This window comes from Aquimarina penaris (assembly GCF_040786285.1).
Taxonomy (GTDB): Bacteria; Bacteroidota; Bacteroidia; order Flavobacteriales; family Flavobacteriaceae; genus Aquimarina.
Window position 1 is genome coordinate 570,430 of record NZ_JBFMKQ010000003.1, and the last position, 22,335, is coordinate 592,764.

General features: G+C 31.9%; 25 protein-coding genes. 21 read left to right on the top strand and 4 right to left on the bottom strand.

All coding sequences use genetic code 11. The features are described 5' to 3' along the window. Nucleotides 1-302: 302 nt before the first annotated feature. From ABW637_RS16300 to ABW637_RS16325, 6 genes are all read left to right on the top strand, one after another. Entirely contained in the window at nt 303-971 is a 669-nt protein-coding gene (locus ABW637_RS16300; RefSeq protein ID WP_367585785.1) for a recombinase family protein, read from the top strand. Nucleotides 972-1,187: 216 nt separating this feature from the next. Continuing rightward, complete coding sequence (locus tag ABW637_RS16305) at nt 1,188-2,270, top strand: DUF6161 domain-containing protein (RefSeq protein ID WP_367585786.1); 1,083 nt, start codon at nt 1,188-1,190, stop codon at nt 2,268-2,270. Between the two features lie 22 nt (nt 2,271-2,292). Then, nucleotides 2,293-2,616 (top strand): hypothetical protein, encoded by a 324-nt coding sequence (locus ABW637_RS16310; RefSeq protein WP_367585787.1) that lies wholly within the window; start codon nt 2,293-2,295, stop codon nt 2,614-2,616. A gap of 66 nt (nt 2,617-2,682) precedes the next feature. Beyond that, nucleotides 2,683-2,856, top strand: coding sequence for a hypothetical protein (locus ABW637_RS16315; RefSeq protein ID WP_367585788.1), 174 nt, complete (start codon nt 2,683-2,685; stop codon nt 2,854-2,856). 26 nt (nt 2,857-2,882) lie between these two features. Continuing rightward, a complete protein-coding gene (locus ABW637_RS16320) occupies nt 2,883-3,164 on the top strand; it encodes a hypothetical protein (RefSeq protein ID WP_367585789.1) in 282 nt (93 codons plus the stop codon). Nucleotides 3,165-3,212: 48 nt separating this feature from the next. After that, nucleotides 3,213-3,551, top strand: a complete 339-nt coding sequence (locus ABW637_RS16325; RefSeq protein WP_367585790.1) for a DUF4160 domain-containing protein — start codon at nt 3,213-3,215, stop codon at nt 3,549-3,551. Between the two features lie 188 nt (nt 3,552-3,739). Here ABW637_RS16325 and ABW637_RS16330 read toward each other — a convergent pair whose 3' ends face one another. Then, nucleotides 3,740-6,436 (bottom strand): DUF4365 domain-containing protein, encoded by a 2,697-nt coding sequence (locus ABW637_RS16330; RefSeq protein ID WP_367585791.1) that lies wholly within the window; start codon nt 6,434-6,436, stop codon nt 3,740-3,742. 277 nt (nt 6,437-6,713) lie between these two features. Here ABW637_RS16330 and ABW637_RS16335 point away from each other — a divergent pair, with 277 nt between their 5' ends. From ABW637_RS16335 to ABW637_RS16385, 11 genes are all read left to right on the top strand, one after another. Then, nucleotides 6,714-7,547, top strand: coding sequence for a hypothetical protein (locus tag ABW637_RS16335; RefSeq protein ID WP_367585792.1), 834 nt, complete (start codon nt 6,714-6,716; stop codon nt 7,545-7,547). A 54-nt stretch (nt 7,548-7,601) separates the two neighbouring features. Then, the gene (locus ABW637_RS16340; RefSeq protein ID WP_367585793.1) at nt 7,602-7,964 is read left to right on the top strand and encodes a hypothetical protein; all 363 of its coding nucleotides are present in this window, start codon (nt 7,602-7,604) and stop codon (nt 7,962-7,964) included. Nucleotides 7,965-7,991: 27 nt separating this feature from the next. Then, nucleotides 7,992-8,171, top strand: coding sequence for a hypothetical protein (locus ABW637_RS16345; RefSeq protein WP_367585794.1), 180 nt, complete (start codon nt 7,992-7,994; stop codon nt 8,169-8,171). A 14-nt stretch (nt 8,172-8,185) separates the two neighbouring features. Then, a complete protein-coding gene (locus ABW637_RS16350; protein ID WP_367585795.1) occupies nt 8,186-8,848 on the top strand; it encodes a hypothetical protein in 663 nt (220 codons plus the stop codon). 37 nt (nt 8,849-8,885) lie between these two features. Next, complete coding sequence (locus ABW637_RS16355; RefSeq protein WP_367585796.1) at nt 8,886-9,242, top strand: hypothetical protein; 357 nt, start codon at nt 8,886-8,888, stop codon at nt 9,240-9,242. 11 nt (nt 9,243-9,253) lie between these two features. Further along, a complete protein-coding gene (locus ABW637_RS16360; protein WP_367585797.1) occupies nt 9,254-9,496 on the top strand; it encodes a hypothetical protein in 243 nt (80 codons plus the stop codon). Nucleotides 9,497-9,500: 4 nt separating this feature from the next. Next, the gene (locus ABW637_RS16365; protein WP_367585798.1) at nt 9,501-9,746 is read left to right on the top strand and encodes a hypothetical protein; all 246 of its coding nucleotides are present in this window, start codon (nt 9,501-9,503) and stop codon (nt 9,744-9,746) included. Continuing rightward, nucleotides 9,733-10,809, top strand: a complete 1,077-nt coding sequence (locus ABW637_RS16370) for an LPO_1073/Vpar_1526 family protein (protein WP_367585799.1) — start codon at nt 9,733-9,735, stop codon at nt 10,807-10,809. The genes ABW637_RS16365 and ABW637_RS16370 overlap by 14 nt, the downstream gene beginning before the upstream one ends. A gap of 118 nt (nt 10,810-10,927) precedes the next feature. Continuing rightward, on the top strand, nt 10,928-11,173 hold the full coding sequence (locus tag ABW637_RS16375; RefSeq protein ID WP_367585800.1) for a hypothetical protein: 246 nt from the start codon (nt 10,928-10,930) through the stop codon (nt 11,171-11,173). Nucleotides 11,174-11,422: 249 nt separating this feature from the next. Then, nucleotides 11,423-11,593, top strand: a complete 171-nt coding sequence (locus ABW637_RS16380; protein WP_367585801.1) for a type II toxin-antitoxin system ParD family antitoxin — start codon at nt 11,423-11,425, stop codon at nt 11,591-11,593. 631 nt (nt 11,594-12,224) lie between these two features. After that, entirely contained in the window at nt 12,225-12,650 is a 426-nt protein-coding gene (locus ABW637_RS16385) for a hypothetical protein (protein ID WP_367585802.1), read from the top strand. A 134-nt stretch (nt 12,651-12,784) separates the two neighbouring features. Here ABW637_RS16385 and ABW637_RS16390 read toward each other — a convergent pair whose 3' ends face one another. Further along, nucleotides 12,785-13,960: a MalY/PatB family protein gene (locus ABW637_RS16390; protein ID WP_367585803.1), complete on the bottom strand. Its 1,176-nt coding sequence runs from the start codon at nt 13,958-13,960 to the stop codon at nt 12,785-12,787. Between the two features lie 394 nt (nt 13,961-14,354). Between ABW637_RS16390 and ABW637_RS16395 the strand changes: the two genes are divergently transcribed. The 4 genes from ABW637_RS16395 to ABW637_RS16410 all read left to right on the top strand — a co-directional run bounded on the left by ABW637_RS16395 (nt 14,355) and on the right by ABW637_RS16410 (nt 19,636). Continuing rightward, nucleotides 14,355-16,601, top strand: a complete 2,247-nt coding sequence (locus tag ABW637_RS16395; protein ID WP_367585804.1) for an APC family permease — start codon at nt 14,355-14,357, stop codon at nt 16,599-16,601. A gap of 127 nt (nt 16,602-16,728) precedes the next feature. Further along, nucleotides 16,729-18,111 (top strand): DUF5995 family protein, encoded by a 1,383-nt coding sequence (locus tag ABW637_RS16400; RefSeq protein WP_367585805.1) that lies wholly within the window; start codon nt 16,729-16,731, stop codon nt 18,109-18,111. Between the two features lie 128 nt (nt 18,112-18,239). Further along, entirely contained in the window at nt 18,240-18,836 is a 597-nt protein-coding gene (locus ABW637_RS16405) for a Crp/Fnr family transcriptional regulator (RefSeq protein WP_367585806.1), read from the top strand. A gap of 53 nt (nt 18,837-18,889) precedes the next feature. Beyond that, nucleotides 18,890-19,636 carry an acyl-CoA desaturase gene (locus ABW637_RS16410; RefSeq protein WP_367585807.1) on the top strand — a complete coding sequence of 249 codons (747 nt, stop codon included), beginning with the start codon at nt 18,890-18,892 and terminating at the stop codon, nt 19,634-19,636. A gap of 14 nt (nt 19,637-19,650) precedes the next feature. Here ABW637_RS16410 and ABW637_RS16415 read toward each other — a convergent pair whose 3' ends face one another. Together ABW637_RS16415 and ABW637_RS16420 are read right to left on the bottom strand one after the other, a co-directional pair. Continuing rightward, complete coding sequence (locus ABW637_RS16415; protein WP_367585808.1) at nt 19,651-20,961, bottom strand: DEAD/DEAH box helicase; 1,311 nt, start codon at nt 20,959-20,961, stop codon at nt 19,651-19,653. 5 nt (nt 20,962-20,966) lie between these two features. Then, nucleotides 20,967-22,307 (bottom strand): DEAD/DEAH box helicase, encoded by a 1,341-nt coding sequence (locus ABW637_RS16420; RefSeq protein WP_367585809.1) that lies wholly within the window; start codon nt 22,305-22,307, stop codon nt 20,967-20,969. Nucleotides 22,308-22,335: the final 28 nt, after the last annotated feature.

The following is a 22,335-nucleotide window of genomic DNA, read 5'->3' on the forward strand; positions in this document are numbered from 1 at the left end:
TCTATAACGCACTTTCGAAAACAATAAAACAATAATTTTTAAAGTTTAAAGCAATTTTACATAACGTCTTATTATGAATACAATCTGTATCATAATGTACTTGCGTTATGTATTACCCTGAGCTGTCACACTGAGCTTGTCGAAGTGTTGCCGAAGGGTCACTTTTACTAAGGTAAAAGTGAAGTTTATTATTTCTACCATTTTTGTATACTCTTCTTCTTTAGTTGTTAATAATTCTGAATAAGTATATTTTATTGGTATAATTTTTAAGTATATATTTATATAGTAAAATATACCCCTCTATGTTATTTGGATATGCACGTATTAGTACGTCATCTCAAAATTTCAATTTACAAGTAGACGCATTGTTAAAAGAAGGAGTACCCGAAAAGAATATTTATAAAGATATTTCTTCTGGGGCTAAATCTAATCGTAAATCATTGGATTTGCTAATTAGTAAATTGAGAGAAGGTGACACCGTAGTTGTTTGGAAGATGGATCGTATCGCCCGAAGCGTTTCACATATGCTTAAGCTCGTAGACGAGTTTAAAGACAAAGAAGTTGCTTTTAAAAGCATTCGTGAACCATTTATCGATACAACATCGGCACATGGTAAATTCATATTTACTTTGTTTAGTGCTGTAGCACAATTAGAAAGAGATATAATTATAGAAAGAACATTAGCAGGGCAGGAGAGTGCTAGGAGAAGAGGGGCTAAGATTGGAAGAAAAAGAGGGTTAGGTAAAGAAGCACAAAAGAAGGCGATTTTGGCTGAGTCTTATTATCGAGATAAAAACAAACAGCTTTCTATTGCCGAAATAATGAAGTTGTTGGATATCAAATCGAAACCTACTTTGTATAAGTATTTGGCTTATCAAGGTAGAAGAAATTGTTCGGTTTGTAAAAAGTTGTTTTGGGATAAGGAACAATCTGTTGATGAAGCTTATTGTGAAAATCACTTAAAAAAGTAACAAAATTAAAAAGCTAATAAACTTTTTAGAGAGATCAATATGAATGTAACGGAGATAAGAAAACTTATAAGACAATCTGAACATAAAAGTTGGTATAAAACGCTAAATATAGATATTACATACCCGTATGCACAATTGGAAATTAAACTCAAGGGTTTAGATTTGATTTATGATTTTTTTAAAAAACAACTAGATTTTTATAGTAAAACAAGCTCATTGCCCGATATATTAATACCTAGCAAGAAACATTTTGAGTCTTGTGTAAATAAAATAGAAAATTTTGTAAATAGGAATTTGGAGTTAAATAACTCAAACAGAGGGCAAGACTGGAATAATCTTTCTAAACAATTGGAAGCATCTGGTACTGGAAAAGATCAATATTTCAATAAGGAATCTTCAACTACTGACTTTCTATTAAAACTAGATAGTGAATATGCTGGTTCCTCCGAAGGTGCCTACGATTTCTTTACTAATCAGGTTTTTAGATCCAATAATTCGGATAAAAACTATTTTATTGGATGGTATCGTGCCTATGAATTTTTTACTCAAGATAACAATTTAGTTCGAAGAAGAAGCAATGAAAAAACTACCTTAAGTAGGATTAGATCTGAATACCTCAAAAAATTACAGATTACGGATTCTCAGGTTGATGAACACATTGCTAAAATCGAAGGGAAGTATCAGTCAAAAGAGGAGTCCATATCCCGCTTAATAAAACGTAAAAATCAACAATACGAAAATTGGAAGCAGGATTCTCAAGGTAAATTTTCCAACTTATTAACCCAAGCTGATAATTCATTTAAAAAACTGGAAGAATTATATAAAGAAAAACTAAAACTTGAAGCACCAGCAATTTATTGGAAAAATAGAGCTACGACGCTTAAAGCTGAAGGAAATAAGTGGCTCGGTTGGTTAATTGTTGTAATAATACTTGCTGTTTTAGCATTGGGAGGTGTATTATATTTAATTTCTGACGGTACACTAAAAGATTTATTTGAGAAAACCGGTAGTGCAGTTAGATGGTCGATAGTATTCATAACTTTTGTTTCGTTTTTAGCATATGGTATAAAAACTTTTTCTAAGCTCATGTTTAGTTCATATCACTTGTACAGAGATGCTCAAGAGAGAGAACAATTAACTTATGTGTATCTAGCCCTTGTAAAGGAAAAGGGAGTAGATCCAACAGAGAGAAATCTTATTATGCAAGCTTTATTTAGTAGGGCGGATTCGGGATTACTAAGAGATGATTCTACACCTGCAATGCCTGGAGGAGTATTAGAGAAAGTAATTGGGAAATAATAAAATAACAAACATTATAAAGATGACAACAAAAGAAAAAATTAATTCTGTTTTGAATTTTTTTCATAGCCGAGAGCATAAACTAATTGGTGAAAAGAGGAGTGATGGATATAGCCTTTCAACTTATTTCGATATAGAAGTTTCAAAAGTTGATGTTGAAATAGATTTTTCTTATACAATACTGGTGAATGATTTATCTGAATCGATAGAGTTAATGGATATTTTGGTAGGAGTAAATAAAAACATAGAGAAGATTGAAAATGATTTAAAAAATAGATTAGACCATAGAAAAATAAACTATACAGATTCTTTTTTCCTGATCTTTAAAGGTAATCGTAGAAATTAAGATGAAAACTAAAAGTTTAAACGAAAGATGAAAGGAATTGTGAAAAATATAAATTGGCAAAAGGGAATGGTGAAAGTTCTGACCGACGATGATAGCTATTCAATTTTTGAAATGCTGTCTGATGATAATTTTGAAATTGGTGATGAAGTATTTTGGGAAGAACATAATCCTCTAGGCCATGCTGATATCTCAAATTTGACAAAAGGAGAAATGGCAGAGGTGTTTTTTCAAGATCATTAAAGTTCAATAAACCAATCTTGTAAATAATGAAACAATTAGCTGTATTATTTCTTGTGTTATCCTCGATAATGAGTGGTATTACTTTTTATAAAAATCGCGATTTAAATAAGGAATTGGGATTGCTAAAATCCCAAAATGAAGAGATATTGGAGAAGTTACAATCTGAATTGGAAGAAACGCAATTAGAATTGGAAGAAGTATCATATGAGAAAGATGGTTATCAACGATTATATAACGTAGCAATAAATAGTTTGGAAGAATTAGAAGCTCGGTGCAAAAATAAAAATGCCGAAATGTTTAGCTTCTAATTTAGTTACTCCAAAGCCTATATTAATTAGTAAAAGTTCAATAAAAAGATGATCGAATTACTCGAACAAGAGCTTAGCAAATTCATAAATAGAACGTTGTATAATCCTGAATGGGGAGTCTATTTTATAAAAGAGCAGGTGGGGCAGGTTAGAAATATGAAAATTGAAATATATTCTAATGATCATAATCCACCACATTTTCACGTCAAATCTAAAGATGGTTCAATTAATGCCGTTTTTAGACTAGACAACTGTGAATTGATTAAAGGCACGATTCAATCTAAAGACCGTAAAAGAATAGAGGCTTTTTATGATGATGAAAAAGTAAAAGTGCTTTTGAAGAGCACTTGGAATAAATCAAAAGGAGATAATCTTCAAATAGATTAGATAAATAATAAAGTTCAATAAACCGATAACATTTTATAAAAAGAGACTATTTATATTAAAAATTAGATATGCAAAACTCGGTAGATAAAATTACAAATGAAAGATTGGTTGCCTTTTAAGTATGAGAACTGTTTAAGATAAATCTTGGATATTAAATGCTGGTCGGGATCTCCAATATTTTTTTTGACTTACTCATTGTTTGTTAGTTCATTAAGATACATTTTAGCTACTCCTTCGATATAATTATGATTTAGTAATTTCCTTATTTCTTTTAATAGTTTGTCAGAGTTTTTATATGCTCTTATGGAATATTTTGTTTTGGAGACAAAAAGCCAAGTTGGATCAAATTTTGAATAGTCGAACCCTTCAATGTTCATGATCCAATCGTAATAATCTTTATAATTTTTAGTGCTATAACTGGAATATTTTCTAAGTTTTTCATCGAAAGGAATATTAAACTTGAAAGCTATATTGATAGCTTGACTGAGTCTCATATTTCTATCTCGATAAAATGGCTCATTGCTCAAATGAGATTCATCAGGAATACTCTCTAGGAATCTATTAAACAAGGATTTGTTAAATGGTATAATTTCAAATAGTGTTGAAGATCGGAATAAATCGGCATCAAATTCTTCATCAAGTGATTCAGTAATGATCTTTTTAAGCTGTGATTTAAGTTCAGTGTTTAAAAAAGTAAATGCATACCATAAATCCCTAAAATAGTTCTCTCGGCTATTTTGTTTTTTGACTAGTTCCTTACTAAATTCTTTTACTTCCAATAATTCAAAAACAACTTTTTCTATCTGCTTTTCAGTGCTTCTCTCGACAAAGTATTTTATTAGGTATGAGAAATTAGAACTTTTATAGTTACGTTTGGCAACAAGTCTTATTATTCTCAATACATTATTATTATCCACTTCTTTTTGGTGGGATAGTAAAGATGTCAAAGCTCCCAACGGACAAAATCTTTCTCTTTTTACGTTTTCTGCAAAATGTAATAGTTTGGCTATTGTTTGGTTAAGATATTTTTTGTTAAGTTTTAATCTGGACAAAATTAGAGTAATATTATTTAATATTCTTTCAATCTTAAGTACTTGAGATAATATTTCATTAGATTCCAGAATTTCTATCGAATCATATAAATTATCCAAGTATTCATTGAATGTACTTATAGTAGAATTTAAATCTGTGGCTACAATACTGTCAATATCATATTTTTTTAGTAAAAAATTTGCGTCTTTATAATCAACATAAAAAAGCCATGTTTTTAGTGTGTAAAAATCGAAAGACTTATATTTAGGAGTGTTTGGGTTTTTTATTGAGTGTAAGACAAACATGCACTCTATTGCTTTGGTAATTAAAACTCTGAATTCACTATAATAATCGTATATAAGTAGGTTGCTTTCAAAAAAGGAAATTATTCTGAGAATAGTAGCTTGAAGTGTAGGGCGATAATTACGAGTATTCCACCCACCATAACTGTCATTATATAGAAGTCTATTTATTTCAAATAGATTATCATCAATAATTTTAAAAGTGCTGTCCGAGAAATGGTAGTTTTTGATGTATCTGAATATATCTAAAAAGTGTTTGGCTTTTTGCTGTATAAAGAGCTCATCCATAGAATAGTCAATTTTGGCAAGTATTTCAGAGGTGTTTTGGTTGCTGAAGAATTGCTGAGTGTCTATTTTCTTTAACTGGATAAGGTTGTATTTTGCTGTTATATGATTGACAGGCTTTTTATTGACAGTTTCTTTATAAACCTCATAAAAAATGTGAGTTGATTTGTTAAAATCACCTGATAGGTAAGCAGCATATGCTTTCCTTAGTTTTTCATTAGTTGTATATTCTGGATGGGGTAGGTTAAGTAGTTCATTTGTTTTTTTAAAGTTTAATTTATTTATAGTGCATCTTTCACAATTACACATTTTTTGTCTGAAGAGATTTTGCAAACTAATAATGTTTCTTTCTCTTAGTGTTGCTCCCGACCAACCAATATGAACTATTAAATTAGCTTCAAAAAAATCAAAAATTTTCTCCAATTTTTTTTGCAAATCACCAACATGTAGTATGTCATTTCCTATTTCGTATTGGTCTAGATTGAGAGTTAAGTTTTCAAATAAAAATAGAAGCTCTTCATTGTCCGTTCTTAGAGTGTACTCATTCAAAAATGTTCTTGAGTCTTCGTCTTTTTTAAAGGGATAAAGCTCTTCTAGTATATGTCTTGGGATTGCTTCAAAATTCTCAAATAACTCTATTGTGTAGATCAATTTATCAATTATCTTCTTTTTTTGAGTCTTTTCCTTGATAAACGCATAATCTGCATTTTGAAGCTCAATTATCGAGCTATATTTCTTTCTTATCTGGTTTGATTTTGCCTCATAAATTTCATTAACAAGTCTGTTGAAGTTTAACTGATTTAACTCATTTTGTGGATCAATATATATTTGCAAAGAGTCAGTATTCTTTTTTTCTTGTTCTTTGATCCTTTCGGGTATAGAGTCATCTAGTTGAATCGCATACCAATAAATGACCTTTTTGTTGATGTCACAATATGTGAATATTAAGGGTTCTGCAAGTTCGGAATAAAAGTATTTAACATGTTTTAAATCTAGTTGAAAAGAAATTTTGCCTTCGGCAGGATGATTTTTTTTAGAGATTGGCTTTATTTCTTTGTCAGTTCCTTTATTTTGGTTTAAAAATAAGAACTCATGTGATCCGCTTGTTCTGTTAAATACCTCAAAAAAAAAGTCTATACCTTCTTCTTCGCCTTCGGTAGATCGGTTTTCTCCTAGTCGATAATTGTTATTTTTAAATAAATCCCTTAATTGTCCATTTAGTAAATCATCAGCGTCTTTTTGTATCTCTCTATTAGTCCTAGTCATAAAACAAATATATCTAAAAAGGACTTTTGATGGGAATTTTTAGTCAATATAGAGTTTGGCCTTAATAAATCATCATAAATATTTAACATTTAGACTTTTGTCTTTTTTTGTAAATTAGATGTAACGTAAATTTATTAATTACCCCACATCCGAATTATTCGAATGTGGGGTTGTTTGTTTAATAAATCTATTGTTTTTTCTGTGCAATCCTACTGATGATTCTATAACAAATTTAAAATCAGAACAATAAGAACATTAAAAACCAAATAACAACAAGATGAAAAATGAAATTTCAAGATATGAACTATTAGGTGCAACTGCTGATTATATGGGTCAGGACCCATTGAATGATTACATGATGAAATCTGAAATTGTTTCGGAACTTACTTCTAACAATGAAAGTATTCAATCTATGCCAAAATCAGATGAAAAATTTAGTGCGAGTAAAACATTCGCAACCTTAAAGTCGAATGATTACAAACCTGGACAATCTTTTAGAATCAGGCAAACAGGATTTGATATATGTATATTTAACTATACATTTGACTCAACACCTGGTGGACACGCTTCGGGACATAGGAGCGACTTTAGAAATGGGCTTCCCACAGAAGTACGCTTATTATCTGGTGAGTCTAAAATAATTCGGTTTGGCGGTTCAACGGGATTCTTCACTGAACAGATAACAGGATATCTTAATGGTGTTCCGGCTACTGGAGGTGGTTTCGGAAATATAATTGAAACTGAATTGGTAAGATTAAATAGTTCACATAGTTATGTGTTAATTGGTTCAAATGTTAAGCACCCAAGTAACCATTGGGGTACTCCTAAAACAATCAGTACATTGCAGTCTATTGCAAACGAATATTTTAATCAAACCGGTCATAAACTTTATTTCAATGATATGAGTTTAAAATGGGGAGGTGTTTTCGATATCAAAGGAGGCTATTCACCCTCTCACTTTGAACATAGAAATGGTAGGCAAGTTGATATCGCAGCTACGAAATCAACAATGAGCCATGAAGCTGAATTCCTGAAAATTTTAAGAAAATATACAACTAATTACATTTTAGAGGGTACAGGTTCAAGAAGACATTACCACGTAAGGTTTTAACTTTTTATAACAATCTGAAGTTCAATTTATAGATAATTTTAAAACAATCATATCATGTGGGCAATAATCAAATTAAATAAAAATAATGAAATAGAACAGCTTAGTAAGAATTCTGACTTTAAAAACATAAAATCTTTGATAAATGATTCTTCGGAAAATTTGTTTGTTATTTGGGATTCCAAATACCCTGATAATAAAAAAGAAATGTCTGAACTTATGGAAAAATTATATACTCTAAATTCCTCTAATGGAATTAGGGTCTATCCAAACACAAAAATAATTATAGATAAAGATTCTGACAAGTGTGGATGTCCATCAAGATGTTTTTGTGAATGGGACAAAGGAAAATGTAAGTGTTTTATCGCATATTGTAACGCACATGGTTGCAATTGGTTTCCTTGTGGTGGTAAGTGCTAAAAAGATAACTAAAAGTCTAATTAAAAGATGGAAATATTTTATGTTAATTTTCTTAATAAAGAAAAAAACTTCAAAGAGGATATTAGAGAATTTAAAGGAGTAAATGCGAGAAAAAACGCTATTGATTGGTGTAAAGAAAACTTTGAAAAGTTTGATCTTGACATGATTAAATCAAGAGAGGTGAAAAAAACAAGAATAAAGTTATAAAGTCTAAATAAACGATGAATATCAAAACGATAATTTTATTTGTTTCCTTGATTACAGTTATTTCTTGTTCCAATCACGAACAAGATTTAAAATTAAAGAATCAAGTGATAGAAATCCTTGATAAATATAATGAAGAAGAAGCTTATTATATTTTTGGTAAAAACGATAGTTTATTTTATGAAGAAAATAATCAAATAAAATTTCATCGGTTAATTAAATACTTAAATGAAAATAGAATTGATGTATATCAAAGAGTGAAGGAAGTAGATAGCATTAATGAAATTAAAAAAGCTATTAAAGAATATAAGGAAGCTGAAATAAGGCTTAAAAAAATAAATGCTGATATAATAGATGAATATTCTCACTATGATGTAAATTACTATGAATATAAAAAGGCAGACAATTACTACTTTTTTGCCGCTTGTAATGGACAAACTCTTTCTGGAGGAAATTGGGAAACAAATAATAATGTTTTTATAAGTGATATTTTAAATACTGGAAATATAAACAAACCTCCAATAGTGGATTATATATTACAGTTTAAAGACCAATTTGGTGCCAAATGGCAATCTCCTAAAGTTTATGTTTTTGTAATTAAAGGTAGGTATGCTGATGTAAGTGTATTCGTAAATAGACTAAAAAGATCTGGATATTTATACAATCAAGAATTCAAATAATTGATAAATTTAAAAGTTCAAATAAACGATTAATATTATGAATATAGAAAGTTTCGAATATTCTAATGATAACTTTAAAATAAACGCTTGTGAAATTTCATTTATGAGAGATGTTAGTATTGATGATTTGGACAGCGAAGATATTAGCAATTATTTATATGTTATGTGTAGGCTTGATAAAAGAGTTACACAAACGAATATAATAGATGAGTTCGTTAAATTAAATATAGGTTTAATTCAAGCAGAATTAAAACAAATAATTAAAAAGCACCCACTACAATTTAAGGAGATACTAATCGATCTAGATGATTATTTTATAGAATATCAATCAAATAATAACAATATAAGATTGTTTGATGTAAAGTTTAATACAATCATAATCAAAGATCAATAAAACGAAAAATTATGACGCTTGAAGAAGCACAAAAAAGAAAAGATGTTATAGGAGAAACAATTACGGAAAATAGGATTGAATATAAAGTAACAATTGTTCCTGAAAGGGAAAAAGATTTTGAGGATTTCATTCACTCTTATACAGGTTCTTCTGACAAGTTGGAGCTTGCTAAAGGATCTTCTGTAAATCAACAATTCAAATTAGTTGGTCTTTGGTCAGATGGAGCCAGTATTCTAAAAACCAAAATTCAATAAAACGATGAAAAAAACTCTAATCATTTTAAACATAATAAGTTTAATTGCTGCTTTAATTTGGCTTATATCGGAAAGGACCTGGGAGCCATTAGTAACTTCGTTGGGTTTAATAGGGAGTCTTATAACTTTGATTTACTCTAATTCTAACGCTGGTCGAAATATTGAATTATATCAAAAAGGTGGTGATAAATCAAAAAATTATCAGTCTGCTCGGGATATAAATATTAATTCAGGTAATGATGAACGATAAAAATCTCAAACAAGAAGGAGGTGAAAAGTCTACTAATTATCAAGCAAATAATTTAACCATCAATGGGATTTCATACTCAGATGCTAAAGAAATTTTTGAAGATCTTTTTAGAAGTAATTTTTTACAACTTAAAGATGAAGCGGCTGCTATTGCACAACTCCGTGCTAAAGAAATAACCGATCAGTTTCTGGCCAATTTAATTGAAAAGAGCCCAGATTCGTTTAATAATTTAAATCAACCGGCAATTCAAGATGTTATATTTAAGATGCAAAAAGCATATGCTATTTCTGGAGAGAAAGAGATTCGAAATATATTGGTTGAATTAATTACACATAGAATAATACTTCCATTTAGGAGTTATCATCAGATTCTTTTAGAAGAAGCTATAGACAAAGTACCTAAATTGAGTGGAGAGCAAATGGATGTATTAACTTTAGTTTATCTTATAAAAAATACAAATTTTAGAGAAGTTAAAGATCACTCTGATTTACTTCAACTTATAAAAGAAGAAGTTTATCCTTTTATCAAAAACAATAATGATTTTTTTGTTCATTATAATCATTTTAAGTTTCTTGGATGTGCCAACGCTACAGTAAGGGATGGTAGTTTTCTTGAAAAATTAATAAGACAATATCCCGGATTATTTAGAAAAGGGATGTCTGTAGAAGATATTACAGGTAATTTAGGTGGAACTTTAGATTTTGTTTCAGACAGTAATAAAAATTTCGACAATTGGTTTACTTCATGTTTAAATACCTCTGGTTTTTATCAATTTAAAGCTATTTCAAACCTGGAATTTGACAAAATGCTTGAAGATAATGACCTTAATCAAACTCAACGGAGCACTCTTTTAAAATTTTTTAACTATGATATTATGAATTTAGATGAAGGAAGACAAATGTTGCTTAATAGAGATAGCGAATTTGATAAAATTATACTATTTGATCAAAAGATAAAAAATCCTTTTATTTTAACTCATTTAGGAATTCTTCTAGGTAATATAAATTTTAATATAAAATCTGGATCTTCTAAAGAATTACCTCCGGAAATAATTAATAATTAGAGGTTCAAGAAACAAATTCGATATGTTTATTAAAATAATAACCAGATAGCGCGGAACTATTTTCCGTGCGGAATAGTATAAAAAGTTCAATAAAAGGATTAAAATTCAACAAAAAGATATGAAGGAATTAGAAAGACTAATAAGGTTGTCATATGGTAATTCAAACCTAATATTTGCAGGTCATACAATTGAAATGGAATATGCTGCGGAATCAATCGTAAGGGCTAATAACGATAAAGTGGGAATGCAACAATTTATAACAATGCATACAACTTTTTTGAGTGGAAAGGGTTGTTCTGATGAACATATCAATGAACAACTTGAAAGAGTGCGAAATATAAATTTCTATTTTACCAACGATTAACTAAAGTTCAATAAATCTATCACAAATACATTACTTGTTTTAACTAAGGAGTTAGTTGAATAGAACGATAGATATCACAGATAAAGAATTGATAGAAGGTTAGAAAGTGGATTATCGGATTCAATGACTATTTAATTTTATTAATTTTTCACTTCCTGAGAATCGCATATTTGAAAATTTCTAAACCCATTGTACAGAATATTCGATTTATAGTAACACTTGCAAGGCTTATAATTGTATATTTATTTTATGAATGTCAAGTTTACAAAAAAACAAGAAACGTATATTGAGGAACTAGTTGCTTCTGGAGAATATAAAAACAAAAGTGAAGTCGTTAGAGATGCGTTACGGCTTCATAGAATTTATAGAGAAAAGCTAGTAAAAGATCTTCTCGAGGATTTAAACCAAAATCAACGTTAAATTTTTCACAGAAATAATTTTCATTCAACTAAGAATACAGCGCATTTTCACGCTTTTTTCACAAAATTTTTCACAGAATAGATTCTCGTAGATACTATGAAAGCTAGAAAAGTGTTTTTAGAACCAGAGAAAAGTTCTACATTTTAAATTATTATAATCCACATTTTAAATTGTCAGTTACACATATGCGCCAATTTGCTACAAGATACATTTGTACTATAATTTATATTATGTAAAATAGAATATTTTGGAACCTCCCTACTTTTAAAATGATTGATACATTCATCATGTATTTAGAACCTCCTTATAAATTCAATATTCAATACTTTATCCATAAATTTTTGAAATACTCGATTTATATTAGAGTCTATAATCTCAAATCTAATCGAATGATATATTCGAACCTTATTATAGTACTATAGCCATGTCATCATGTCGTAGAAATAATCTAGTTGATTCTGGTGGTATCAAGAACTCAAAAACGTGATATTCTTAACTATAATTAATATGGTCAACCTTACATTACTATCAGCACATTATTTATAATGTCTTAGAGTTGGTTATTACTACATAGTTACAACCCTAAATAGTTGTTAATTAAGATTAGTTTAAGAAAGAATATTGTACTTTAATGTATGCTATAGAGATGTTTGCGTACACTAAAATATTACCACTTATTTTTGCACTTGTTGTGTTCTCAGCACATACTTGTGTATATGATACTAATACCTCTAAAACAGAAGACATCGTGGTTCCGATTGAAGTAAAAACGGAGCAATTAACATCTGATAAAAGTTCATTTGAGGAGTGTTCCGAAATTACCCGAGGGGTTCTGATTACCCATTGTGGTAGTTGTCATCAAAGTTCCTTAGAATCGCACAAAGCGGCTGCAATACAATTTTTCGATCTGGATATGGGAGTTAATTGGCATACGTCATTATCCATAGAGAACCTGCATGGAATTGCCCAACGCACTCAAAATAAGAGCCCCATTACCGAGCAGCAAAAAGAAGCAATTACTACCTTCTTAAAATTAAAGGAGCTGCAATTGAAGTAATAGACCAGAAGAAATCAAATTATACCCCTCTCCCATCTCTTTAGCTCAAGGTAAATATTTGGAAATCAGTTTGTTTTATGTTTAAAGTGTTCGACATGTCGATTTCATGATTTTTTTAAAGGATTTTTGAGATGTCATGCACCTTCATCAATAGCGATTTTTAATTGACAAAAGGCCTCCTGAATTTTTGATATTGGTGATGCTATATTCATACGCATAAATTGTGAGTGATCCTTATCAAACCAGGTTCCTGGTGCTAAGGCTAGTTTTGCCTTTTTAAAAATTAACTTCTGTAAAGCGTCTTCTGATATATTCAATTTGCTAAAATCTAACCATACTTGATAGGTTCCTTCTGGGCGGGATAATTTGACTTGTGGAATTTCCTTTTGTAAAAAACCTTGAATCCAATCAATGGTATGTTCAATATATACTATCAAATCATCTACCCATGCTTCACCTTTAGTATAGGCCGCAATGGTTGCAAAAGCGGAAAATGCATTACCATGATCGAGATACATTGATGCTACCATAGCTTTTATACGGTTAAACATATCTTCATTTGCAATATAAAGATAACCGTTAGAGATGCTCTGCATTCCAAATGTCTTAGCCGGAGACCCTAAAACAGCTATATGCTGCTTCTGATTAAATGACGTAATACTGTTAAATACAGCTTTAGAATAAATGATATCCGAATGAATTTCATCACTAATTATAGTAACATTATTGGCATTCGCTAATTCGATTAGTTTTTGTAATTCTTGTCTATTCCATACACGACCAATTGGATTATGTGGATTGCAAAGTAAAATAATCCTTACATTCTCCGATTTAAGCTTCACTTCTAAATCATCAAAATCCATTACATAATTTCCATCAACAATTTTTAGAGGATTTCGTACTATTTTTCTATTGGCTGTCGTAATAACTTTATAAAATTGATGATAGACCGGGGTTTGAACTACAACACCATCCCCTTCATTAGATAATTCTCTAATCAATAACGCTATCCCCGTGAGTACACTAGACACTTGCAAAAAAGATGTGCTATTCAATTTTAATTGATGTCTTTTAAGATTCCAATCCGAAATGGCTTTAAACACTTCATCGGTATTAAATTCATATGCATAAACACCCCTGTCGACTAATCGTTTTAACTCAGCAGTAATAGGTTCTGCTACTTTAAAATCCATATCTGCAATCCATAAAGGCATCAAATCTGTCGAACCAAACATAGATTTTAGCATATTGGGATTACTCTTGGCAAAGTGATGTTCGTAATTATCATGAAGGGTACTAAATGAATTCATAAAAAATTTATCTCTATAATTGTATTGAACACAAAGACTATAATAATGCCAAAAGGATGCTATTATTAACAGTGCTTTCAGGTAACAAATGAGATAAATATACTACTAAAATACCACCTATATGATTGCTATAGTTAAATTATTGTTTTGCATCTTTCTGAACAATTTAATTTACTTTGTAAGGCAGGTATTTTAAAAAATGATACAAATTTTAGCTTATTCCGTATACACTATGCTACCCTCCTATCTTTTTAATACGCTAAGAACATTCTATTATAACTCTACACTCTTGCTATCATTTTAGCGCTTTTAAAGCTGCAATTCTGCTATTTTTCTTCTATCTTTAATACAGCTGTAACTTTCGACTGGTAATATTTAACATATCTAAGATCTAATGACTGGAAAATCGAGATCATCTCAGTCTGCCCATAAGTTTGGTACTTTTCTTGGGGTTTACATGCCCAGTATTCTTACAATATTGGGACTGATTATGTACCTGCGTTTTGGTTGGGTATTAGGTAATTTGGGTCTAATTAAAACCATTATCGTTGTTATAATGGCTAGTTCAATCACTTTTATTACAGGGTTGAGTGCATCTGCTATTGCGACCAATATTAAAGTGGGTGTTGGTGGAGAATATTTCATGATCTCACGTAGCTTAGGGTTAGAACCAGGAGGAGCAATTGGAATACCTCTATATTTATGCCGAACACTAAGCGTTACTTTTTATTGTTATGGCCTTTCTGAAGCAATTCTGGCATTATGGCCCATAACCAATGCGGCACTTCCACCCTATACTCTGCAATTGATGACTATTGGTTTTATTGTAATGGTCACATTACTTTCAGGAAAGAGTGCTAAGCTTGTATTGCATTCTCAAATTCCTATCATGATCATCGTGGGTGTATCAATTCTGGCCTTGATGATTGGTATACTTACCAAAGACCTGAAGTCCCCAATCACAGAAGCAACATATCAAACAGCCCCTCAGGGATTTTGGTATGTATTTGCGGTTTTTTTTCCAGCGGTTACTGGATTTACGGCGGGTATTGGCATGAGCGGAGACCTAAAGGATCCACAGAAATCAATTCCAAAAGGAACTCTAGGTGCCGTTGTTTCTGGTGCCGTTATATATCTTGTTATTCCGCTTTTATTGGCGATAACAGGAGCATTGACCATAGAGCAAATGACCGATCCCGAAGCTGGTGTTACCATATGGACACGTTTAGCCGTTTTTGGACCATGGATCATATATCCAGCGGTTTGGGGAGCGGTTTTATCTTCGGCTTTTGGAAGTATACTAGGCGGGCCAAGGATTCTGCAAGCCTTATCTATGGATGGTTTGGTTCCTAAATTTCTGGCCAGCCTTTCTAGATCTGGACAGCCTACCATAGCCACTTGGATTAGCGGTGTCATTGCAGTAAGTGCTGTTTTTTTAGGAGGGCTAAATACGATTGCTCAATATGTTTCGGTGCTGTTCCTTACCTTATACGTTGCGGTTAATATGAGTGCCGCCATCGAACAACTGATCAAAGAACCTTCCTACCGACCTACCATTGATGTACCATGGTATGTTTCTATATTGGGTGCTATCGCCGCTATGATAGTGATGTGGCTAATTAACCCACTTGCATTTGTTTTTGCCCTGGGACTGGAGCTACTCATTTTTCTATATCTCATGAGCAAAAAACTCGAACAACAATGGGGTGATGCCTCAACAGGAATTTGGATGCACCTTGGACGATATGCACTACTTAGATTAAATGCAAAGAAAGTACATTCCCGAAATTGGAGGCCCATTATCATATTATTCGTTCGTGATATAAATGAACATATCGAATTGGTGAGGTTTACAGAAATGTTAGGACAAAATAGCGGACTTCTAACAATTTCTAAATTAATAACGCTTGAAGATAAAAATGAACTTTTGTTGAAAAATGAAATTGCCCATGAAATGCAAAAAGACCTTGCTTTGGTTGGTCTACAAGCACTTACAGAAGTACATGTAGTTACCGACCTTAAATACGGTATGAATCAAGTGGTTGCAGGACATGGTGTGGCGGGAATCAAAACGAACACTGCAGTTTTTGGATGGTCTTCTACCTATGATGGAAAAATCAAAGAATTAGAGATTATTAATGATATGGCCAGATCCGGAAAAAACATCTTAATCGCTCATATCAACAAACCTTTCCCGAAAAAAATCAAGAAAAGGATTGACATATGGTGGCGTGGACGAGAGAGCAACGGTGATTTAATGGTTCTACTCGCCTACTTGATACAACTCAATAGTAAATGGAAAAAGTCTACGATTCGTATTTTCTCTGTGACTCATTCCGAAGAAGAGAAACAAATTTTAGAAAACCATATTCGATTTTCAATCAAAGAGGCGCGAATTGAAGCTAATGTTATTGTAATTTTAGCCAAACCACAAGAGAACGCATTAGATATATTAATTGCCAAGAGCTTGTATGTTGATCTTGTATTCTTGGGCTTAGCACGAGGAAATGACCAAATTGAAGAACGGGTTATATTTATTGACAAGATTTTATCGAAGTTAAATAGAGCGGTCTTGGTACAAAACAACGGAAATGAAAGTGAGATCCCTACCATTTTCGGTACTGCAACATCAAAAGACTAAGCTTCAGCTTCTATCATCTATAGGGGTGAAAAACCTTGTGTAATTAGGGGGAGTTAACCCTTTTAAATCGATTGTAAATACTGTAGTTTTAGAGGAGGTAATACAAATGAAACCTAAATAAATCTTTATGGAAAATAATTTTGACCATAAACCTCTTGTTATGCACCCAGCTTCGATAGACCTTGTAATCGATAAACTAGAATCTATCATTAAATGGTCAAATAAACACGCTAGTCGTGTTGGTTATTTTGCCAGTCTATACTTACGAGTAACCCAAACCATTAAAAATAAATTAGGAACAGGGTATTTTGACAATGATGATCGGCTCGAAAAACTAGATATCCAATTTGCAGGGCGGTATTTCGAAGCCGTAGAACAATTTCAAAATAATGATCCCGCCATGCCCGAAGCCTGGTCGGTTGCTTTTAACGCAACAGCTAGTACAGAACTAACAGTTGTACAGCACTTATTACTAGCGATGAACCCACATATTAACATTGATTTAGGCGTTGCTGCGGCCGAAATCTGTCCTGGAGAAGACATTGATGATTTACATGATGATTTTCAAAAAGTAAATGATATTCTAACATCAATTATTCCTTCGGTTATAGATGAATTAAGTGAACTTTCTCCACTAATGCATTTAATAGAAGATATTGCAGAAAAAGAAGAAGAAGCGATTATTAATTTCAGTATGAAAATCGCCAGAGAATCTGCATGGAAACTTGCCACCGAATTAGCACCACTTACTATAACAGATCAACAAATTGTTATTGATCATAAGAATATAACTATCGCCGAGTTGGGTGAGAAAATTATTGATCCTGGTTTTTTTACAGCATCAGTTCTTAACGTTATTCACGCAGTAGAAGTAAAAAATGTCATTCAGATTATTGAGACTTTAAATGCAGGAAACGAATTGCAAGAACTAATAGAGCTTGGCGAAGATAGTACTCTAAGTCCAGAAGCCTTGAAGAAAGCCCCCAACCAGATATATTACTTTCAAACCGCAAGAGGGACATGGACAGGAGATTTCAATTTTAAAATAAAGAGCTGGTCCAAAATGTTTGGTGCTTCGATTAGTTTGAAAAATAAGATGCTGATTACTATGATGGGAGTATTTCAAAAAATTATAGGAAATGCTTCTATCAAATCCATTATTACTCCTTTACCTCATGAAGGAAAAGCGGGTATTGCCAAAAATGATTTCCGAATTCATAAAGGCTGGTTTACCCTTTTTATCTCAAAGGAAGATTATCATTTATCTCCTAATGGTAAAGCAGTGACCGTAGATGCCCATGTTCGTTTTGGACCTTTTTCATTTTTGTTCAAAGAGCATGACGTCTACCCTGCCGTGATTTACGATGGTGGATTTAAGGCATTGTATCATATTGATTTGTTAGGGACTAAATTTACCGGTGATTATACTGTTCGACAAGACCAAAGACAAGTACATTCTGTTTTAGAAAATGATTGGGCAAAGGCAGTGGAGATTTTGAATAAGCAGTAATAATTCATGGTATTATACATGCTGTCTGTAGTATAAAAAAGCCGTCTTATTTTCATATAACAATGAAACAATGAGAATTCAAAAAATCATAGTTATACATTTTGATGAGTTGATTATCTTGCAGCATCATGAGTGTAAACCCAAAAGCAACTTTAGAAATAGTCCGTAATCACCTTCATCAGCTCTCTGAAATCAAGGATGAAGATTGGGACTTCTTTTCCTCAAGACTCATAAGACGTGATATTGATAAGAAAACAACCTTTTTAAAGCTTGGAGATGTAGAAAACTATATTTCTTTTATTATATCCGGTGTAGTGCGTTTGTATATTCCTAAAAATGACCCTGCTAAAGAAATTACATTTGGCTTCTGTTTTAAAGAGCAATTTATAAGTGCTTATGATTCATTTCTAACCCGTAAACCTTCATTATACGAATTACAAACACTTACCGATACTATTGTTTTAAGTATTACCTATGATGATTTGCAAGAAGTCTATAAAACAACTAAAATCGGCAACTTAATAGGACGATTAACGGCCGAAAGACTGTTTTTAATGAAATCAAAAAGAGAACAAACCTTACTACGCAATACTGCCGAGGAACGATATCTTAATATTTTTAAAGACCGGCCAGAAGTAATAAAAGAAATCCCATTAAAATATATTAGCTCTTACATAGGCGTTACACCACAAGGATTAAGTCGCATTCGTAAACGTATTAGTTAACACAGGTTCATTGTAACAAAGATTTGCCATGAGTAACTTCGCAAAAAAAAGTTATGGCAATACTTATTTTAGTATGTATCTTGTGGTATTCGGGATTATTTTTTCAATCCTTTTTCCTTCATAGATATGCGGCACACCAGGTATTTACCATGTCGAAAACAGTAGAAAAAATTACTTTTATTTTAACGTGGATTTGTCAAGGGCCAAGTTATCTAAGTGCGTACGGCTACGGCATTATGCATCGCATGCATCATGCCTATACAGATACAGAAAAGGATCCACATTCGCCCAAGTATGATAGTAACTTATTTTCTATGATGTGGAAAACTAAAAATATCTATCAGGACATCAATAATAAACGTATTGCTATTGATCATAAATTCACGAAAAATATCCCGCAATGGAAAAGTTTTGATTGCTTTGCAGGATCACGTGGTTCTAGAATCGCTTGGATAATAGTTTATACCCTTCTCTTTGTTTTTTTAACTACATCCTGGTGGCAATGGCTGTTATTACCAGTATTATTTCTTATGGCACCTATACATGGAGTAATCATTAACTGGTTTGGGCATATCTATGGGTATGTGAATTTTAAAACTTCTGATACTTCTAAAAATCTATTTCGATTTGATTTTTTGATGATGGGTGAAGGTTACCATAACAATCACCACAAACATAGTAATCGAGCAAATTTTGGCGGGATATATTGGTACGAAATAGATATTACCTATATAATTATACGTGTTCTTAACAAAATAGGTATAATCCAACTCAAACCTAGTGCACTATCTTTAAAATAGTTTTACACATAAAATTATATAACCGTAACCCGTACTTTTTTCTTTTTTAATCGGGTATTGTTTGTTTTTTCGATGATAGCCGACACTTTTGCTTTTGGTACCGCTACAAAAGCACAATCTTTTTTTAGCTCTATAATACCTAATTCGCTTTTTTCTAAATCTCCTTGCTTAAAAAATAATCCAGCAATATCTCCTTTTGAAATTTTATCTTTTCTTCCGCCAGAGATAAATAAAGTAGCCCATTGGGGCGCTATCGTAGTTGATTTACCATCTAGCTTTACAATTTGTGATGTTTCTATAAACTCTGGTAAATATTCATCGGTCCATTGTAAAACATATGCAGTTCCCTGTGCATTCATTCTTGCAGTTCTACCATTTCTATGAGTAAATTCTTCAGCTTTTAGCGGCAATTGATAGTGAATAATATAGTCTAATTCTGGAATATCTAAACCACGCGCCGCCAAATCTGTGGCAATGATAATTTGATGTGTTCCGTTTCTAAACTTAATAAGGGCACGTTCTCTGTCTTTTTGCTCCATTCCGCCATAAAAGCAACCATGAGCAATATTATTTTCATTTAAGAAATCACTTACAAATTGAATGGTATCCTTAAAATTACAGAATATAATTCCGGGTTTATTACCTATATGATGCAGTAAATCTACTAAAGTTTGCTGCTTGTTCTTATCTGGAGATAACACTTTTTTAATCTCTAAATTTGAGGCTTGCGTCTCTAGATAATCTATAACCAATTCATTTTCTAAACCTACAAAATCTGGGATCTCTATGTCTTGAGTTGCAGAGGTTAGAATACGTTTTTCTATGTGTGTAAGACTTGCTAATATCTCGCTCATTTCATTTTCAAAACCAATTTCTAACGATTTGTCAAATTCATCTAAAACCAAGGTCTTTATGTTTTCGACCAAAAAGGTTTCTCGTCTTAAATGATCTGCCACACGACCTGGGGTCCCAATCAGTATTGCTGGTGGGTGCATAAGATCTGTTTTGTCTTTAGAGAAAGGTCTTCCTCCATAAACAGCATTTACTTTAAATCCAGAAGCCATTTGACGAATTACTTGCTCAATTTGGATGGCTAACTCACGAGATGGTACTAAAATAAGTAGTTGTATATTATCGCAATCTGCAATTAGATCATTGATTGTTGGCAATAAAAAAGCTACAGTTTTTCCTGTTCCTGTTGGAGACAATAAAACAGTGTTTGCTACCGATGATATCGCTAAAAGCGCCTCTTCCTGCATAGAATTTAACGCTTTAATATTTAATTTTGATAAAATCTCCTGTTGTGATTTAATGCTATTTGCCATACAAACTACTTATTCTTTTTCTTCTTAGGGGTCTCTGATTTTGTATTTATCGTACTTGTTTGTACCAGGTAATTTGCCAATACTTTTTCTATTAATTCGTCTTTGGTTAAATGATGAAATATTGTTTTTATTTCTGTTTTAAAATCTTCAGATATGTCATGATTTGGCTTCGTTTTAAATATTTTTCTAGCCCATAATAATCCTTTGTTTTCTTCAATACTTTTGGCATCCGCTTTTTTAAATGTGCTGAAAACAATACCTAATTCATCTTCAAAATCTGCTATATCTTCTACTTCTTCCTGCTGTATTATGGTTAAAGAAAGCCCCTTTGCTCCTGCTCTGGCTGTACGTCCACTTCTATGCACATACGCATCATACGTATCCGGTAAATGGTAATTTACAACGTATGAAATTTCTTTTACATCAATACCACGGGCGGCTAAATCTGTAGCGACCAAAATATCAATAGATCCATCTCTAAATTGCCCCATTGTACGATCACGAATACCTTGTGTATAACTACCATGTATTGCACCAGAAGAAAACTTATTGATAGCTAAGTTTTTTGCCAGTTTGTTGACCGCAGCTTTGGTTTTACAAAAAATAATACCTCTCTCGCCCTTTTTTGAATTTAAAAAATGAAGTAGTACGTCTAGTTTTTCTATAGGCTCTACCACCACATATTGATGATCTATACCTTGGTGACCAACCGTTGTCATGTCTGCTTCGATATGCACTACATGCTTAGACATATAATTTTGAACTAATTGTTTTATAGTTCCTGGCATGGTTGCAGTAAATAGTAGAGTTCTTCTAGATTTCGGGAGTTCTTTTACGATACTATCCAGTCCTTCTTTTAAAGCGCTCACCATTTCATCTGCTTCATCTAAAATGAAATACGAGATCTTCTTAATATTGATAGCCTCTCGTTTTATCAAATCTACTAAACGGCCTGGAGTTGCCACAATAATATGTGTATCACTTTTTAAACGTTCTATTTGGGGTTTTATCGGGGTACCGCCACAAATGGAAGCTATAGAGATTTTAGGAGTATTACCCGAAAAAGAAACTAAATTAGCATAAATCTGTTGCCCTAATTCTCTGGTTGGGGTTAATATTACGGCTTGAATATCGGTATTTTCTACATCAATTAATTGTAATAAAGGTAAACCGAAAGCTGCAGTTTTACCTGTTCCTGTTTTTGCTAAAGCTACTACATCTTCTTTTTTACTTAATATAACAGGGATTACTTTTTCCTGAATATCTGTAGGAACAGAAATATCTAAAGCAGATAAACTTTGCTGCAATTGTTCATTAATTCCTAAACCAGAAAATTGTTTTGACATAAAATATTTTTTGGCAAAGATAACCACA